This is a genomic window from Brevibacterium metallidurans, from assembly GCF_037101285.1.
In the GTDB taxonomy this organism is placed as follows: domain Bacteria; phylum Actinomycetota; class Actinomycetes; order Actinomycetales; family Brevibacteriaceae; genus Brevibacterium; species Brevibacterium metallidurans.
In genome coordinates, this window is the sequence record NZ_BAAAAF010000005.1 from 157179 (window position 1) to 173934 (window position 16756).

At 70.4% G+C, this 16756-nt stretch carries 12 protein-coding genes; 1 reads left to right on the top strand and 11 read right to left on the bottom strand.

What is annotated here, in order from left to right; genetic code table 11:
• The first annotated feature begins 446 nt into the window (after nucleotides 1–446).
• Nucleotides 447–1019: a peptide deformylase gene (gene def / locus AACX88_RS08675; protein WP_339392637.1), complete on the top strand. Its 573-nt coding sequence runs from the start codon at nucleotides 447–449 to the stop codon at nucleotides 1017–1019.
• A 42-nt stretch (nucleotides 1020–1061) separates the two neighbouring features.
• On the opposite strand, the gene AACX88_RS08680 is transcribed toward def, so the two are convergent.
• The 11 genes from AACX88_RS08680 to AACX88_RS08730 all read right to left on the bottom strand — a co-directional run bounded on the left by AACX88_RS08680 (nucleotide 1062) and on the right by AACX88_RS08730 (nucleotide 16640).
• On the bottom strand, nucleotides 1062–2123 hold the full coding sequence (locus AACX88_RS08680) for a hypothetical protein (protein WP_339392638.1): 1062 nt from the start codon (nucleotides 2121–2123) through the stop codon (nucleotides 1062–1064).
• 181 nt (nucleotides 2124–2304) lie between these two features.
• The gene (gene gatB / locus AACX88_RS08685) at nucleotides 2305–3786 is read right to left on the bottom strand and encodes an Asp-tRNA(Asn)/Glu-tRNA(Gln) amidotransferase subunit GatB (protein WP_339392639.1); all 1482 of its coding nucleotides are present in this window, start codon (nucleotides 3784–3786) and stop codon (nucleotides 2305–2307) included.
• Nucleotides 3783–5282, bottom strand: coding sequence for an Asp-tRNA(Asn)/Glu-tRNA(Gln) amidotransferase subunit GatA (gene gatA, locus AACX88_RS08690; RefSeq protein WP_339392640.1), 1500 nt, complete (start codon nucleotides 5280–5282; stop codon nucleotides 3783–3785). The genes gatB and gatA overlap by 4 nt, the downstream gene beginning before the upstream one ends.
• A 1-nt stretch (nucleotide 5283) precedes the next feature.
• Complete coding sequence (gatC, locus tag AACX88_RS08695) at nucleotides 5284–5589, bottom strand: Asp-tRNA(Asn)/Glu-tRNA(Gln) amidotransferase subunit GatC (RefSeq protein WP_339392690.1); 306 nt, start codon at nucleotides 5587–5589, stop codon at nucleotides 5284–5286.
• A gap of 181 nt (nucleotides 5590–5770) precedes the next feature.
• Nucleotides 5771–8167 (bottom strand): molybdopterin-dependent oxidoreductase, encoded by a 2397-nt coding sequence (locus AACX88_RS08700; RefSeq protein WP_339392641.1) that lies wholly within the window; start codon nucleotides 8165–8167, stop codon nucleotides 5771–5773.
• Nucleotides 8164–8649: a hypothetical protein gene (locus AACX88_RS08705; RefSeq protein WP_339392642.1), complete on the bottom strand. Its 486-nt coding sequence runs from the start codon at nucleotides 8647–8649 to the stop codon at nucleotides 8164–8166. Before AACX88_RS08705 ends, AACX88_RS08700 begins: the two co-directional genes overlap by 4 nt.
• A gap of 86 nt (nucleotides 8650–8735) precedes the next feature.
• Complete coding sequence (gene ligA, locus AACX88_RS08710) at nucleotides 8736–10964, bottom strand: NAD-dependent DNA ligase LigA (protein ID WP_339392643.1); 2229 nt, start codon at nucleotides 10962–10964, stop codon at nucleotides 8736–8738.
• 63 nt (nucleotides 10965–11027) lie between these two features.
• Nucleotides 11028–12182 (bottom strand): uroporphyrinogen decarboxylase/cobalamine-independent methonine synthase family protein, encoded by a 1155-nt coding sequence (locus AACX88_RS08715; RefSeq protein ID WP_339392644.1) that lies wholly within the window; start codon nucleotides 12180–12182, stop codon nucleotides 11028–11030.
• Nucleotides 12139–14166 (bottom strand): S9 family peptidase, encoded by a 2028-nt coding sequence (locus AACX88_RS08720; RefSeq protein ID WP_339392645.1) that lies wholly within the window; start codon nucleotides 14164–14166, stop codon nucleotides 12139–12141. The genes AACX88_RS08715 and AACX88_RS08720 overlap by 44 nt, the downstream gene beginning before the upstream one ends.
• 69 nt (nucleotides 14167–14235) lie before the next feature.
• Nucleotides 14236–15432 (bottom strand): tRNA 2-thiouridine(34) synthase MnmA, encoded by a 1197-nt coding sequence (gene mnmA / locus AACX88_RS08725; RefSeq protein ID WP_339392646.1) that lies wholly within the window; start codon nucleotides 15430–15432, stop codon nucleotides 14236–14238.
• A complete protein-coding gene (locus tag AACX88_RS08730; RefSeq protein WP_339392647.1) occupies nucleotides 15429–16640 on the bottom strand; it encodes a cysteine desulfurase family protein in 1212 nt (403 codons plus the stop codon). Before AACX88_RS08730 ends, mnmA begins: the two co-directional genes overlap by 4 nt.
• Nucleotides 16641–16756: the final 116 nt, after the last annotated feature.

Below are 16756 nucleotides of genomic sequence, written 5' to 3' on the forward strand. Positions count from 1 at the left end.
GCCCTGTCATCTCGTGGAACGAGACGTCGTACGGCCCATCTTAACCACGCGACCCGAACGTTCGCCTCCTCACGGGTTGCTCAACAATCCGTGTTCGCTGGGGGCGAAATAGTTCGACACATGGCGACACATTCACGTCATCGCCAGGTCACCCCGGCGACACCGGCTCGGGCGACGTGCGCGTCTTCCCGTGAACACACCAGAACCGCTGAGCAATCATCCCTCGCCGAGGCGGGGCACCGACCCTGCCCGCGTACCGACCGCGCGGTGCCGGGGCGGGCACCGGGCGCCGGAATCTGAGATGCGCGCGGGGCGAGCGCGTCGGGGTACGGTGGCAGGGTTTCGGGGCGCAGAGGTGGGCCGCGGGGGCGAGCGCGTCGTCTCGGTGGCCACGCTCACGTGCAGGCGGCAGGGAATGCCGCCGCGCACTGGATACGATGGAGTCCATGACCGTTCATCCCATCGTCATCTACGGCGAACCCGTGCTCCACCGTCCCGCCGAGACCGTCACCGACTTCGACGACGAACTGCGCACGCTCGTCGCCGATATGCACGAGACCCTCGATGCGAGCAACGGCGTCGGGCTTGCGGCACCGCAGATCGGCGTGGGCAAGCGGATCTTCGTCTACCACGCCGACGACGACGCAGGCGTGCGCCGCCGCGGGACCTTCATCAACCCGGTGCTCGTGTCCTCACGGATCCCCGATACCCGCCCCGACCCCGCCGAGGAGACCGAGGGCTGCCTCTCGGTCCCCGGCCTCGACTTCCCGCTCAAGCGGGCCGAGCGGGTGACGATCAACGGCGTCGACGAGTTCGGTGAGCCGGTCTCACTGAGCGCCGAGGGATGGTTCGCCCGGATCATGCAGCACGAGTACGACCATCTGCTCGGCACGCTCTATGTCGACCGGCTCGACAAGCGCTGGTCGAAGAAGTGGAAGAAGGAGCAGGCCGCCGCAGGCTTCAACGAGCCCGGACTCTCGTGGATGCCCGGAGTCGACCCGGACCCGTTCGGCCACTGACGTCGGGCCGCCCGGGTCGCTGACCTCGGGCCGGGGCCCCGGTCACTGCGCCGGCTGCTGCGGCCCCGGTCCCGTCTCGGTCTCGAGGGACTTCTGAGCCGCGGCGAGGCGGGTGTCGAAGTCGTCGAAGGTGTCGGCGGTCTGCTCGAGTTCGGCGAGCAGACCGGAGATGACCTCGGACTGGGAGTCGGCATCGATGCGCAGCTCTCGGAACTGCCAGTCGGCGGAATCGTCGGCGGCGGTGCGGGAGAGCACGTCGAGGACCCGGTCGCCGAGTTCGCGGGAGCGCTCCGAATTGTGGAGCAGGACGAGCTGCTGATCGAGTTCGAGCAGCCGCAGATAGTACTCGTGCATCGACACGACCCGGTTCGCCATCGAGGTGAACGCGACCGCGAGCTTCGTCAGGTACGCCTCGACCGTCGCCGCCGTCCCTGCGTCCTTGATGCTCTCGATCTCCTCGCGCAGCCGCACGAGTTCGGCCAGGCGCACCCCGATCGACGCGACCGCGTGGTCGAGGTCGACACGCGAGACATGGTCGGTGAGGATCGGATGCGTCCACGCACGGGTGCGCACGATCTTCCGTGCGGTGGTCACCGCAAGGTGGAAGAGGCGCTGCTCGTCGGTGTCCCGGCCTTCCTTGCGCCCCGGCAGATAGCCGAGACTCGCGGGCGTCAGCCATTCGGCGCCGGCGGCGCGCTGCCGATTGCGGCGGTTGAGTCGTTTGGGGTCCCGGAGGTACTTCGGGGCCGTGACCGCGGCGTAGACGCCCGTGCCCACGGCTGTCGCCCCGCCGAGGATGCCGAACGTCAGCGCGGCATCGAAGAATCCTGTGATCAGGGCCAGCCCGCCGGGGGCGGCGAAGCCCACGGTGACCGCGCTGCCGGCTGCGGTGCCGCCCTTGAACATCGCACTCGAGCGGAAGAAGTTCCGCCGCATCGCACCGGTGAGCATGATCGCGCTCGGAGACCCGGCCGTGTACCGGTAGCCGCGGGCCTTCCACGCCTCGAGGATCTCATCGTTGACGCTCTCGGGAACGAGCACGCGGTAGATCGGCACGGTCCTGCCGCATTCGCTCTTCCACAGTGCCTTCCACGCATGGGCCATCGCGTCCACCTCCACGCTCTGCACGATGACGACGACTGCTCATCCGACGCCGCCACCACGGAGAATGCGAGAAGCCACACCCTCCGACTCATCCATGGGAGCCGGATCCGAGTCGGATCCCGACTCCCTTTCGGGAGAGTCTAGAGGGTGTGGCTGGACCAACGCTGAGTCCGCCGGAGCCTCAGCCGTTGATCTTGGCGAGGATGAGCTCCTTGGCCTTGCCGGCGTCGGCCTGGCCGCGGGTGGCCTTCATGATCGGTCCCATGAGCGCGCCGATGGCCTGCATCTTCCCGCCCTTGATCTTCTCGACGACGTCGGGGTTGCCCGCGATCGCCTCGTCGACGGCGGCCTCGAGCGCACCGGTGTCCTCGACGATCTCGAGTCCCCGGGCGCTCATCACCTCGGCGGGTTCGCCCTCACCGTCGGCGACGCCTGCGAGGACGTCCTTCGCCAGCCGGTCGTTGAGCTTGCCGTCGGCGAGCAGCGCGGTGAGCGCGGCGACCTGGGCGGGGGTGACGAGTTCGGTCGGGTGGATCTCGCGCTGGTTGGCCAGGCGGGCGATCTCACCGGTCCACCACTTGCGGGCCGCCGGTGCGGGGCTGCCCGCGACGACGGTGTCCTCGATGGCCTCGAGGAGACCGGCGTTGACGATGTCGCGCATCTCGAGGTCGGAGAAGCCCCATTCCGCGGTCAGCCGGCGGCGCTTCTGCGCCGGCAGCTCCGGCAGGGACGCCTTGATCTCCTCGACCCATTCGCGGGACGGGACGAGGGGAACGAGGTCGGGTTCCGGGAAGTACCGGTAGTCGTCGGCGTCGGACTTCACGCGCCCCGAGGTCGTCTCCCCCGTGTCCTCGTGGAAGTGCCGGGTCTCCTGGACCACGGTCTCCCCGGCCTCGAGCACGGTGGCCTGCCGGGCGATCTCGAAGCGCACGGCGCGTTCGATCGACCGGAACGAGTTGACGTTCTTCGTCTCGGTGCGCGTACCCAGCGGAGCCTCGGGGCTCTCACGCAGGGAGACGTTGACGTCGGCACGGACGTTGCCCTGCTCCATCTTCGCCTCGGAGACCCCGAGGGCGCGGAAGATGTCGCGCAGGGTCCGCACATAGGCGGCGGCCACCTCGGCGGCCCGCTCCCCCGTGCCCGTGATCGGATGGGTGACGATCTCGACGAGCGGAACCCCGGCCCGGTTGTAGTCGACGAGCGAATGGTCGGCTCCGTGGATGCGCCCGGCGGCACCGCCGATGTGCGTGTTCTTCCCGGCGTCCTCCTCCATGTGGGCGCGCTCGACGGGGATCGTGAACGCGGTGCCGTCCTCGAGTTCGATCTCGACGGAGCCTTCGGAGGCGATGGGCTCATCGGACTGGCTGGTCTGGAAGTCCTTGGGCACGTCGGGGTAGAAGTAGTTCTTCCGCGCGAACCGGCAGGATTCGGCGATCTCGCAGCCGAGCGCCAGCCCGATCCTGATCGCGTACTCGACGCCCTTGGCGTTGACCACCGGCAGCGAGCCGGGCAGACCGAGCGAGGTGGGGGTGATGTTCGAGTTCGGGCCCCCGCCGAAGGTGTTCGGGGCCGCGTCGAACATCTTCGTCGCGGTGCCGAGCTCGACGTGGACCTCGATGCCGATGACGGGATCGTACTTCTTGATCGCCTCGTCGTATTTCACTTCGTCAGTCCTTCCGCAAGGGTGTTGAGCACGCGGGATCCGGCAGCTTCGAGCGCCGCCTCGAGCGGACCGGCCACCGCGTACATGCGGGCGTCCTCACGGGCCGGGGCGAGGATCTGGAAGCCCACGGGCAGGCCGTCGGAGAGCCCGGCCGGCAGGGAGAGTCCGGGGATGCCGGCGAGGTTGGCCGGCAGGGTCGCGACGTCGCCGAGGTAGAGGGCCATCGGGTCGGACGCGGACTCCGCGCCGAACCTCAGGGCCGTCGTCGGGGCCGTCGGGGAGACGAGGACGTCGGCGGAGGCGAAGGCCTTCGCGAAGTCCCGCTGGACGAGGGTGCGGATCTTCTGCGCCGAACCGTAGTAGGCGTCGTAGTAGCCGGCCGAGAGCGCGTACGTGCCGAGGATGATGCGGCGCTTGACCTCGGCGCCGAAGCCGGCGGCACGGGTCGCTGACATCACGGTCTCCGCGGTCACCGGGCCGGTCTCGGGTTCGACGCGCAGACCGTAGCGCATGCCGTCGTAGCGGGCGAGGTTCGAGGACACCTCGGAGGGCATGATGAGGTAGTACGCGTCGAGGGCGTACGAGATCGCCGGGCAGTCGACCTCGACGATCTCGGCGCCGGCTGCCGCGGCGACGTCGAGTGCGGCGGTGAACGCAGCGGTCACCCCGGCCTCGTAGCCGTCGCCGATGAGCTGCTTGATGACGCCGAGCTTCTTGCCCTTGAGGCTGCCGTTCTTCGCGATGCTCACGAAGTCGGCGACCGGGTCGGGCAGTGAGGTCGAGTCGAGCGGGTCGTGTCCGGCGAGGAGGCCGTGGAGGGCTGCCGCGTCGGCGACGCTGCGGCCCATGGGGCCGACCTGGTCGAGGCTCGAGGCCATCGCGATGATGCCGTAGCGCGAGATCGACCCGTAGGTGGGCTTGACGCCGACGGTGCCGGTGAAGGCGGCGGGCTGGCGGACGGAGCCGCCGGTGTCGGTGCCCACGGACAGGGGCGCCTGGAACCCGGCAAGGGCCGCGGCCGCGCCGCCGGAGGAGCCGCCGGGGACATGGTCGAGGTTCCACGGGTTGCGGGTGGTGCCGAACGCCGAGTGCTCGGTCGTCGAGCCCATCGCGAATTCGTCGAGGTTGGTCTTGCCGAGCACGGGCAGTCCGGCGGCCTTGACCTTGAGGTGGACGGTCGATTCGTACGGCGGCACCCAGTTCTCGAGGATCTTCGAGGCTGCGGTCGTGCGCACGCCTTCGGTGACGACGAGGTCCTTGAGCGCGATCGGCACTCCGGCGAGCGCGTGGAGGTCCTCACCGCGGGCGCGACGGTCGTCGACGTCCTTGGCCGTCGTCAGGGCGAGGTCGTCGGTGACGGTGATGAACGAGCCGAAGTCGTCCTCCGTCTCCCGGATGCGGTCGAGGTGGGCCTGCGTGACCTCGACGGAGGAGAACTCGCCGGAGGCCAGTCCTGCGGCGAGTTCGAGGGCGTCGGCAGTGATGAGTTCGCTCATGTCACTCCTCCCCGAGGATCTGCGGGACGAGGAACTTCTCATCCGCCGAGGCGGGGGCGGCCGCGAGCGCCTGCTCGCTGGTCAGCGTCGGTCCCACCTCGTCGGGGCGGAGCACATTGGACAGGGCGATCGGGTGGCTCGTGGCCGGAACGTCGTCCCCGGCGACCTCGTTGACCCGCGCCACGTTCCCCACGATCGTGGTGAGGTCGCCGGCGAGTGCGGCCAGTTCGTCTTCGCTCATGGCGATCCGCGACAGCGACGCCAAGTGCGCCACCTGTGCGGGGGTGATTGCGGAGGACTCCGTCATTCCCTGCCTTTCATCGTCGTTCAACACTGCGACAAGTCTAGTCTCTCCCCTGCCTGCGCCCGTGCAGTCCGCACGTGATCTCCTCCTCGCCGAGGTGCTCCCCCGGTCCGTGCGAGCCCGGGCTGAGGGACCGGCTGGGGTGGGTCCGTCGAGAGTGGGCGGGCTCGGTGCCTGCGCCGACTCAGTCGACGAAGGTCGGGGGCCTGCTCGTCACGGTCACCGCGGGTGCCGCATCCCGGTGGGCTTCGACCCGCACGAGCGTCGAGAGCGCCGCGGGTCCCTGTCCGAGCCGGGAGGTTCCGCGGTCGCGGGTGAGGACGTTGGGGTTGCCGTGGATCTCGAGGGACCCGTCGACCGTGGGGTCGGCTGCCTGATACCAGGCGCCGGCGGAGAGCTGGATGACGCCGGGCCGGACGTCCTCGCTCAGGCGGGCTCCGGCCAGGCACGCGCCGCGGTCGTTGAAGACCCGGACGATGTCGCCGTCGGCGATCCCGCGTCGGGCGGCATCGGCGGGGTTGAGTCGGCACGGTTCGCGTCCTGAGACCTTCGCGGACCGGCTGCCGCCGGACATGTCGAGTTGGCTGTGGAGTCGGTGCTCCGGCTGGTTGGACACGAGGTGGAGGGACCCCGGCGGGGCGTCGGCAGCGCCGAGCCATTCGCCGGGTTCGATCCATGCCGGGTGACCCGGGCAGTCGTCGTAGCCGAAGCCGGCGATGGTCTCGGAGAAGAGTTCGATGCGTCCGCTCGGGGTCTCGAGCGGATGCGCATCCGGGTCGGTGCGGAAATCCTCGAGCAGCACGGTCGAGCCCTGCGGGATGTCGACGCCTCCGGCCTCCCAGAAGGTCGCGAAGTCGGGCAGGTCGATGCCGTGGGCGGACGCGGCGGCACGGGTGCTGGTGTAGAGGTGCTCGATCCACTCCATCTCGTCCCGGCCGGCCGTGAAACCATCGGATTCGCCGAGGCGGGCGGCCAGCGCTCGGAAGATCTCCCAGTCCGAGCGCGCCTCGTGGCGGGGGGTCAGCGCCCGGTGCATCGCGACGATCCGCCTGTCGCCCGAGGCCGCACCGAGGTCGTTGCGCTCAAGGCTCGTCGTCGCCGGGAGCACGATGTCGGCGTGCCGGGCCGTGGCCGTCCAAAACGGTTCGTGGACGATGACGGTCTCGGGGCGCGTCCACCCACGGCGCAGCCGGTTGAGGTCCTGATGGTGGTGGAACGGATTGCCGCCGGCCCAGTAGACGAGCCGGGTGTCCGGGTAGCGGCGGACCTCCCCGTCGAACTCGTACTCCTCACCGGGGCCCAGGAGCATGTCGGCGATCCGGGCGGCGGGGATGGGGGCGGTCACGGGGTTGTCACCGACCGGCAGCCTCGGCGAGGGGAACGGGTGCTGCCAGCTGCCCATCGTCCCCGTCGCCCCGTATCCGTAGCCGAAGCCGCCGCCGGGCAGACCGATCTGCCCGAGCATCGCGGCCAGCGCGAGCGCTGCCCAGAACGGCTGCTCCCCGTGGTCGGCGCGCTGCAGCGACCAGGCGACGGAGATCATCGTCCGGTGGGCGGCCATGTCCCGGGCGAGGGCGCGGATGGTCTCAGCCGGGATCTGTGTGATCGCCGCCGCCCAGTCGGCGTCCTTGACGATGGTGTCGTCGCCGGCCTCGCCGAGGAGGTAGTCGCGGAACCGCTCCCACCCCACGCAGTGCGTGGTGAGGAAGTCCGCGTCATGGAGGTCCTCGACGAGGAGGGTGTGGGCGAGGCCGAGCATGAGCGCGGTGTCCGTGTTCGGTCGGATCGGCATCCACTCGGGGTCGACGACATCGGGGGCGTCGTCCCTGATCGGTGAGACCGAGACGAACCGGCAGCCGTGGGCCCGGGTCTCGCGCAGCCGTTCGGGAATCGGGTGGGCCGAGAGGCCCCCGGATTCGAGCTGCGTGTTCTTCATCGCCAGGCCGCCGAACATCACCCACAGCTGCGTGTGCTCGGCGACGACGTCCCAGCTGCTCAGCCGGCCGTTGGCGAACTGGGCGGGCCCGAGCACATGGGGCAGGATCGCCGCGGCTGCCCCGAAGCTGTAGTTGCCGACCTGCGAGGTGTGGCCGCCGATCGCGTTGAGGAAGCGGTGCAGCTGGGTCCTGGCATGGTGGAAGCGGCCGGCGCTCGCCCACCCGTAGGACCCGCCGAAGATCGCGGCGTTGCCGTGGACGGTCCGCACCCGCTCGAGTTCGCCCGCGACGAGGTCGAGGGCCTCGTCCCAGTCGATCTCGACGAAGGGGTCGGATCCGCGCAGGTGCGTGCGCCTCTCCTCGCCGAGGTGGCCGGGGCCGTCGTGCTCGTCGAGGTGCTGCTCGCCGAGGCGGTCCTCGGAGGGCCGTACGTGAGCTTCGCGCCGGGCGCGCACTGCCTCGAGCCACGAGGAGCGGACGGCGGGGCGGCGCACTCGCAGCGGTGAGTCGACGGATTCGGCGAAGTCGCGCAGCATCGGACTCGGGTGGGCGTCGTCGGCGGGTGGACGGATCTCGGTGACGGCGTCGTCGGTGACGACGGCGGTGAAGGCTCCCCAGTGCGAACTGTGCGGAATCGTGCTCACACGCTCGCCCGTTCCGGCCAGGTCCTCTCTCCGCGGATGTAGGAGGCCATGTCGCCGAGCACTCTGTCGGCGTCGGCCTGGGTGATCTCACCGGCATCGACCCCGGATTGGAGGTCGGCGGCGAGTTCGAGAACCCGGGTTTCGGCCGATTCCGCCCCCGACCCTGCCGCGATCGAGGAAGTCGTTGTCGAGCGCTCCGGCACCGTCGAGTCGAGGGTGCGCGGGGTGACCGGGGCGACGCCGGCGGTGTCGAGGCCCCCGGGCGATTCCTCCGCCGGACCGCCGAACCACGGCTCCGCCTCCACGAGGTCCCCGGCCGACCGGCCCTGGGCGGGACCCGCGGTGAGTTCGGCGGCTGGTCGTTTGCCGTGCTGGGCCGGGTTGAGCACGAGGTCGGCGAGCCCGGCGGACAGCGGTGCGGCGGTGAGGACGGCGGCGAGGACGACCGCCGTGCCGGCGATCACGCGGGGAATGGCCTTCATGTCCTCCACTCTTCCAGACGAAACTGTCCGAGGTCTTGGCTCTGTCTGTGTTCTTGCTTGATCGGTCCGGTCGCCGCCGCCTGCGATCAGTCGAGGCTGCCGGTGGTGAGCAGGTTCCGGAATCCCTCCTCGTCGAGCACGGGCACCCCGAGGGATTCGGCCTTCTCGAGCTTCGAGCCGGCGTTCTCCCCGGCGACGACGTAGTCGGTCTTCTTCGACACCGAGCTCGCGGCCTTGCCGCCGGCGGCGAGGATGGCCTCTTTGATGCCGTCACGGGTGAACGTGCTCAGCGACCCGGTCGCGACGATCGTCAGACCGGCCAGGGTCTGCGGGGCGGATTCGCCGGCTTCGTCCTCCATGCGCACGCCCGCCTCCTGCCACCGGTCGACGATCTCCTCATGCCAGTCGACTGAGAACCAGTCGTGGATGGACTGCGCGATCGTCTCCCCGATGCCGTCGACGGCGGAGAGCTCCTCGAGGCTCGCCTCCCGGATCGCTGCGAGGGAGTGGAAGTGAGCGGCCAGCGTCCGCGCGGCCGTGGGGCCGACGTGTCGGATCGAGAGCGCCACGAGCACCCGCCACAGGTCCTGGTCCTTGGCTTTGTCGAGTTCGGCGAAGAGTTTGACCGTGTTCGCACTCGGTGCACTCGGCTTCTTCGCGGTCCCGCGCGTGTAGAAGTAAGGGACGAGTTCCCGCTCCCCGGTCTCGACGCCCTTGACCCGCTTGTTGCGCCAGATCTTCACCTCGGCGAGGTCCTCGGGGCGCAGGTCGAAGAGGAACGCCTCCGAGGTCAGCGGCGGTGTCTCGGGTTCGGCGGGGGCCGTGAGCGCGACGGCGGCCTCCTCACCGAGGGCTTCGATGTCGAAGGCCGCGCGGGAGGCGAGGTAGTACACGCGGTTGGCCAGCTGTGCCGGGCACGAGCGTGCGTTGGGGCAGCGGACGTCCTTGTCGCCCTCCTTCTGCTCCCCGAGCAGGGTTCCGCACGAGGGGCAGTGGGTGGGCATGACGAATTCGCGTTCGGAGCCGTCGCGGGCGGCGACGACGGGACCGAGCACCTCGGGGATGACATCGCCGGCCTTGCGCAGGGTGACGGTGTCGCCGATGAGCACGCCCTTGCGCTTGACCTCGTAGCCGTTGTGGAGGGTGGCGCGTTCGACGGTGGAGCCGGCGACGGTGACGGGCTCCATGACCGCGAACGGGGTGACCCGGCCGGTGCGTCCGACCTGGACCTGGATGTCGAGCAGCTTCGTCGTCACCTCCTCCGGCGGGTACTTGTAGGCCGTCGCCCACCGGGGTGCCCGGGAGGTGTAGCCGAGGGCCTCTTGGACGGCGAAGTCGTCGATCTTGACGACGATGCCGTCGATCTCGTGGGTGACGTCGTGGCGGTGGTCGCCGTAGTAGGAGATGAACTCCTCGATCTCGTCGAGCGTGGGAAGGACCTTGTAGTACTCGCTGATCGGCAGCCCCCACTGCCGGAACTGCTCGTAGACCTCCGACTGGTGAGCGGGTTCGGGGTGGGAGTCGTCGGCGGGCGTCCAGGCGGCGATGCCGTGGACGAGCATGTGCAGGGGCCGGGAGGCCGTGACCGCAGGGTCCTTCTGCCGCAGGGACCCGGCTGCGGAGTTGCGGGGGTTGGCGAACGGGGGTTTGCCCTCGGCGACGAGTTGGGCGTTGAGTTCGGCGAACTTCTCGACGGGGAAGAAGACCTCCCCGCGGATCTCCACCTCGGCGGGTGGGAACTCGGTGTCGAGGCGCTGCGGGATGTCGGCGATCGTGCGGACGTTGGCCGTGATGTCCTCGCCGATGCGGCCGTCGCCGCGGGTGGCGGCGCGGACGAGTTCGCCGTTCCGGTAGAGGAGGTTGACGGCGAGTCCGTCGATCTTGAGTTCGCAGAGGAACTTCGACTTCGCACTCACGGCGTCGCGGACACGGTCGTGCCAGGCGCGCAGCTCCTCGAAGTCGAAGACGTTGTCGAGGCTGTACATCCGGCCGATGTGCTCAACGGGCGCGAACGTCGAGGTGTCGACGCTGCCGCCGACGGTCTGGGTCGGCGAGGAGTCCGTGACGAGTTCGGGGAACTGCTCCTCGAGTGCTTCGAGGCGACGGGAGAGTTCGTCGTATTCGGCGTCGGAGACCAAGGGCTGGTCGTCGCGGTAGTAGGCGCCGCGGTGGGTCTCGATCTGCTCGGCGAGCTCGGCGTGCAGCTTCGCCCGGGCCGCCGCATCGCTGAGGTCGACCTCGCTGCGGTCGCTTTCGCCGCTGCCGTGGTCAGCGTCTCCCTGGCTTGTGGTGCCGTCCTTGACCGTGTCGTCCATTCGTCCCTCTCCTGTCTCGCCCGATGTCCCTGCTGCATGCTCACTCGACGCTGGTCCGCCCATCTACGCCTCCTCGAGGGCGCGGCGCAGCCCGGCGGCGAGCCGCATCGCCGGCTGGTCCGCCCGTGCCGGTGACGCGGCAGGGTCGAGCAGCGGCGGGTGGCTCAGCGGCAGCTCCTCACCGGTGAGCACGCCGAAGCGGGACAGGCTGGCGGTACCCATGCCGACCCGGTGCCACGGTTCGGCGATACCCTCGAGCCATCGCCTCACCTCCTCCGACCGTGCCCCGGCCTCCGCCGGCAGTCGCAGCCACGTGCCCACACCCGCCTCGGACAGCGTCGCCAGCTGCTCCCATCCTGCTGCCCTCAGACTAGCCAACGGCACTGACACGGCGGCGGCACCGGTGCTGCGGACCACCTCGGCGGCGGGGATCGATTTGCCCCGCACATTCAGCGGTGCGAGGTCGGGGAGGCTGAGGATGACCGGCGGGAGGTGGCGCAGGGTCGAGGTCAGGGCAGCGTAGACCTGGGCCTCGCCGATCGCGGGCAGGCTCGCGAACCCGGAGACGGTCGGCCAGGTGCCGGTGAGGACGGGGTCGAGGCGCATCTCGGCGAAGCGGACGACGGAGGACAAGCCGAGGCGCCGCAGGCGTTCGGCGAGGTCGGCGATCCCGAAGGCGTAGGACTGGATGACGTCGCGGCGGGCGCCCGGGTCGCCGAGCACGCGCACCCCCGAGGAGAGGCTGAGCGCGGTGACGAGCGTCCACGGGCCCGGCAGGGAGATCTGGACCGGGCCGGCGAATCCCTCACCGTATTCGGCGACGGCGTCGAGGGCCTCCCCGAGACCCGAGGCTTCGAGGCGTTCGTCCCGACCGGCCGTGCTCGTCAGCCGCCACCCGTAGGAGACGCGGTCGACGTGGAGGTCGCGCAGGAGTCCGACCGCCCGACCGATCGCGTCGGCGCCCCACCGGTCGCCGGAGGGGCGGGCGATGAGCGGGACGGGCGGGAGACCGTCCGAGAGCAGGCCGAACCCTGCCGAGGCGGCCTGCCGAGAGGCCTGCCCGGGACCGAGGTCGAGGGCCTCGGGGATCCACACACCCGTCGTCGTCGCCGAGGGTGCCGGTGCGCTCGGACCGGCGTCCGACCGGCCCGAGGTCACCGCCTCGCTCCCCCGCTCAGGGGTGCCTGCGGCTGCGGGGGATTCCGAAGACGTCGACATAGAAACGGAACTCGCTTTCGAGGGAATCGATGATGGTCTCGGTGCGGACGAAGCCGTGGGATTCGCCTTTGTACAGACGGTAAATGTACTCCACTCCCGCAAGCCTGAGCATGTCGACGAACTGGGCAGCCTGATTCGGCGGGACGATCGGGTCCCGGTCGCCCTGCATGATCGCGACGGGCACGCTGATCTGCGTGGTGCGGTGGATCGGCGACCGGGAGAACAGCTCGTCCTGGGCCTCCGGCCAGGCGCCCACGAGCCCGTCGACGTAGTGCTTCTCGAAGTCGTGGGTGTCGACGATGAAGCGCATGAGGTCGGTGACGCCGAAGTACGAGGTGCCGCACGCAAAGACGTCGGAGGAGGCGAGCGCCGAGAGCGCCGTCCAGCCTCCCGCCGAGCCGCCGGAGATCGCGATGCGCTTGGGGTCGGCGAGGCCGTCGGCGACGAGCGCCTTCACAGCGGTGACGATGTCGTCGACGTCGACGATGCCCCACTGACCGCGCAGGCGCTCCCGCCAGGCCCGGCCGAAGCCCGTCGATCCCCCGTAGTTGACCTCCATGACGCCGATCCCGCGGGAGGCGAAGTAGCTCATCCGCGCCGACATGTCCGCTGTCGCCTGCCCGGTCGGACCGCCGTGGGCGACGACGAGGTAGGGCGGGCGTTCGCGTTCGAGGGCGGCGAAGCGCGGATTGTGCGGCGGGTGGATGACGACGGGGACCCCGCCGAGGCGGCGCGTGAAGGGACGCGAGTAGTAGTCGTCGTGCGCGTCGAGGCGTTCGACGGCGATCTCGCGGATCTCCCCCGTCACGCGGTCGACGGCGCACAGCGCCCCTGAGGACTCGGGTGATTTGAGGGTGAGGAGGACGTGGGTGCGTCCGAGGTCGTGGAGTTCGATGCTCCCGCCCGTTGCAATCGTCTCGACTGTCGACGCTGCGGCGCCAGGGTCAGTCGCCGAGGCGTCAAGGTCAGTCGCCGAGGCTGTAGTCGGGTCCGTCGTCCGGGCCCGGACGAGTGCGGCGAGGTCGGACTGCGAGTGCGCCCAGATCTCATCCCCCTCGCCGAGGTGCCACGTGGCCCCCAGCTGCCACAGGGGTCCCCCGATCTCGGCTCCCGTGTCGAGGACGGGACGCAGGTCCGCGGTCGTCCACGCAACCGGGCGAGGTGTCGGGGAGGCGGCGACCGCCTCGGCGAGGTCGAGGGAGTGCAGGGCCCACTGCCCGGTGTGGTCGGAGATGATCCGCAGCGTCGTCGGGGAGGAGAACTCGGGCTGGAGAAGCGAGACGCCCTCTCCTGAGGTGGCCGCGCCTGAGACACCGTGGAGGACCCCGCACACCCTCCCCGAGGTCGAGTCCTGGAGGTCGGTGACCCACAGGCTCGTCGCATCCCACGGCATGTTCGGGTGCTCCCAGCCGATGAAGGTGAGCAGCCGGCCGTCGGGTGAGAGCCTGGGCCACGCCATGAAGTGGGACTGCCGGGAGAGCACCCGGGTCGTCCCGTGCCGGGTGATGAGGACGATCGCGCGTTCGCGCACCGTCGACCGGCAGTCCTCGCGCACGCAGAGCAGACCCCACGGGGTCATGTGGAGGTCGCCGTAGCGGACGAGCCCGGACGTGTCGCGGGTGAGCGCGTGCGGGGACCGGCCGGGGATGATCTGCCACACCCGCTGGTCGGCGGCGTTGACGAAGCAGATGACCTCGCTCAGCGGGTCGAGCGCCCACGCCCCGCCCCCGTACTCGTGGACGGCGGAGCGGATGTTGAACGTCTCCGGGAGGATCCGCTCACCGGCACCCGGATGGGACAGGGAGGTCCTCACGAGACCCGTGCGGGAGTTCTCCTCGGGGAACTTCGTCGAATAGTAGACGTGCTCGCCGCGGAACTTCGCCTCGAAGATCGGGGCGGCCCCCGCGGCGACCTCGGCCGCGCTCAGCGGCGACGACCACGTGCCATACGGCGCGGTGACGACGTCCTGCGGGGATTCCTTCATGACCTCAAGGCTACCGCCGACCACCGACGTCACCGGGGGCGGCGCGCACCCGGAGTCGGGCGCGAACCCTCAGACCGTGGCGGTGGCGATCGCACCCTCGCCGAGGCGGTCCTTGGCGGTGACGTCGATCGTCGCCTGACCGAGGACCCGGGTTCCCCGGTAGATCACCATCGTCTGTCCCGGGGCCACCCCGGACAGCGCCTCGGCGACGTCGACGTGGAGGAGCTGACCGGCGGGCCGGGCGGCCGGCACATCGGCTTCGTGGGCGGGCACCTCGGCGATGACCTCGCCGAGCCACGCGCGGGCCGGCACGGGGTCGGCATGGGCGCGAATCTGGACCTCGCAGTCGATGCCCGTCTCCACCGTGTCGCCGATGTCGCTCGGAGCGGGCCCGCTCCACGAGGTGCGGATGCCGGTGAGGTGATGGACGGTGAGGTCCTCGCGGGAGCCGACGGTCACGGTGTTCGACTCCGGGTCGAGTCCGGTGACGAAGCGGGGCCGGCCGTCGGCGGCGGGCTTCTCGATGCCCAGACCCTTGCGCTGGCCGATCGTGTACGTCATCGCCCCATCGTGCTCGCCGAGGACCGCGCCGTCTTCGTCCTTGATCAGGCCCGGACGCATGGGGATCTTGTCCGACAGCCACGCCTTCGTGTCCCCGTCGGGGATGAAGCAGATGTCGTAGGAGTCGGGCTTGTTCGCCACGGGGAAACCGCGCTCGGCCGCCTCGGCGCGGACCTCGGCCTTCGAGGCGGTCGCCCCGATCGGGAAGTAGCAGTGCTCGAGCTGATCCCCGGTGAGCACGCCGAGGACGTAGGACTGGTCCTTGAGCAGGTCCTCCCCGCGGTGGAGTTCGGGACGGCCTTCGGCGTCGCGGATCACCTCGGCGTAGTGGCCGGTCGCGATCCGGTCGAAGCCGAGTGCGAGCGCCCGGTCGAGGAGGGCGGCGAACTTGATCCGCTCGTTGCAGCGCATGCACGGGTTGGGGGTGCGGCCGGCGGCGTACTCGGCGATGAAGTCATCGACGATGTCCTCCTTGAACCGCTCCGAGAAGTCCCACACGTAGAAGGGGATGCCGAGCATGCCTGCGACCCGGTGGGCGTCGCGGGAGTCCTCGATCGTGCAGCAGCCCCGCGAACCCGTCCGCAGGGTCCCGGGCATGCGGGACAGGGCGAGGTGGACGCCGACGACCTCGTGGCCGGCGTCGACGGCGCGGGCGGCGGCGACGGCGGAGTCGACTCCGCCGGACATGGCGACGAGGACTCTCATGCGCTCTCCTGCTTCCATCGTGGGGTGGCCGAGACCATTCCGGCCCGGCGGGCCTGGTCGACGACCTCGGGGAGGACGGCGAGCACGGCGTCGACGTCGGCGGCGGTCGAATCGTGGCCGAGGCTGAAGCGCTGGGCCGAGCGGGCGACGTCCTCATCCATCCCGCAGGCCAGCAGCACATGCGAGGGACGGGACACCCCGGCCGAGCACGCCGAGCCCGTCGAGGTGGCGATGCCGCGGGCGTCGAGGCCGAAGAGCAGGGAGTCGCCTTCGCAGCCGGCGAACGTGAAGTGGGCGTTGCCGGGCAGGCGTCCCTCACCGCGCGGACCGGAGAGGCGGGCGCCGTCGATCGTATCCTCGATGCCCGCGATGAGGCGGTCGCGCAGGGCCGCGAAACCGGCGGCACGGGTGGTCAGGTCGGAGGTGGCGAGGTCGGCGGCAGCGGCGAAGGCGATGGCCCCGGCGACGTCGAGGGTGCCCGAACGCACTCCGCGCTCCTGGCCGCCGCCGTGGAGCACGGGTGTCGGGGCCGCACCCCGGTCGAGGAGGAGGGCGCCGATGCCGACGGGTCCGCCGATCTTGTGCGCGGTCACCGTCATCGCGGTCGCCCCGAGGGCGGAGAAGTCCAGCGGGATCTGCCCGAGCGCCTGGACGGCGTCGATGTGGAAGGGGACGCCGAGTTCTGCGGCGAGGGCCCCGAGTTCGGCGATCGGCTGGATCGTGCCGATCTCGTTGTTCGCGGCCATGACGGTGACCAGCGCGGTGCGGTCGGGGTCGCGGCGCAGCTCGGCTTCGGCGGCCGCGAGGTCGAGGCGACCGTTGCCATCGACGGGAAGGTCGACGACCTCGGCACCGAGGCGCTCGAGCCATTCGACCGAGTCGAGGATCGCGTGGTGCTCGATCGTCGAGGTGAGCACGCGCGGTCGTGCCGGTGAGGCGAACGACCCGTCGTTGCGGGAGAGGTAGAGGCCCTTGACGGCGAGGTTGTCGGCCTCCGTGCCGCCGGAGGTGAAGACGACCTCGGACGACGACTGGGCGCCGAGGGCGCGGGCGAGGTCGTCGCGGGCGGTCTCGAGGCGCATGCGGGCAGCCTGACCGACCGCGTGGAGCGCGGACGGGTTGGCCCGTCGGCTCAGCTCCGCGGTGTAGACGTCGAGCACCGCCGGGGGCATCGGCGAGGTCGCTGCATGGTCGAGGTAGATCGGCACGCCCACCATTTTAGGCGCTCAGCCCGGGGCCCGGCCAGGAGTCGTGCCCGATCTCACCCGCCGCCCGGGCCGTCCACGATTCTCCGGCGCCACGTGCGGTGACTAGACTTGAGCGG

What these genes read in the sequence shown, in the direction of transcription:
- mnmA (WP_339392646.1), bottom strand. Translation starts at nt 15,432, where the DNA reads ATGAGAGTCCTCGTCGCCATGTCCGGCGGAGTCGACTCCGCCGTCGCC.
- def (WP_339392637.1), top strand. Translation starts at nt 447, where the DNA reads ATGACCGTTCATCCCATCGTCATCTACGGCGAACCCGTGCTCCACCGT.
- AACX88_RS08680 (WP_339392638.1), bottom strand. Translation starts at nt 2,123, where the DNA reads ATGGCCCATGCGTGGAAGGCACTGTGGAAGAGCGAATGCGGCAGGACC.
- ligA (WP_339392643.1), bottom strand. Translation starts at nt 10,964, where the DNA reads ATGGACGACACGGTCAAGGACGGCACCACAAGCCAGGGAGACGCTGAC.
- gatC (WP_339392690.1), bottom strand. Translation starts at nt 5,589, where the DNA reads ATGACGGAGTCCTCCGCAATCACCCCCGCACAGGTGGCGCACTTGGCG.
- AACX88_RS08705 (WP_339392642.1), bottom strand. Translation starts at nt 8,649, where the DNA reads ATGAAGGCCATTCCCCGCGTGATCGCCGGCACGGCGGTCGTCCTCGCC.
- gatA (WP_339392640.1), bottom strand. Translation starts at nt 5,282, where the DNA reads ATGAGCGAACTCATCACTGCCGACGCCCTCGAACTCGCCGCAGGACTG.
- AACX88_RS08715 (WP_339392644.1), bottom strand. Translation starts at nt 12,182, where the DNA reads ATGTCGACGTCTTCGGAATCCCCCGCAGCCGCAGGCACCCCTGAGCGG.
- AACX88_RS08720 (WP_339392645.1), bottom strand. Translation starts at nt 14,166, where the DNA reads ATGAAGGAATCCCCGCAGGACGTCGTCACCGCGCCGTATGGCACGTGG.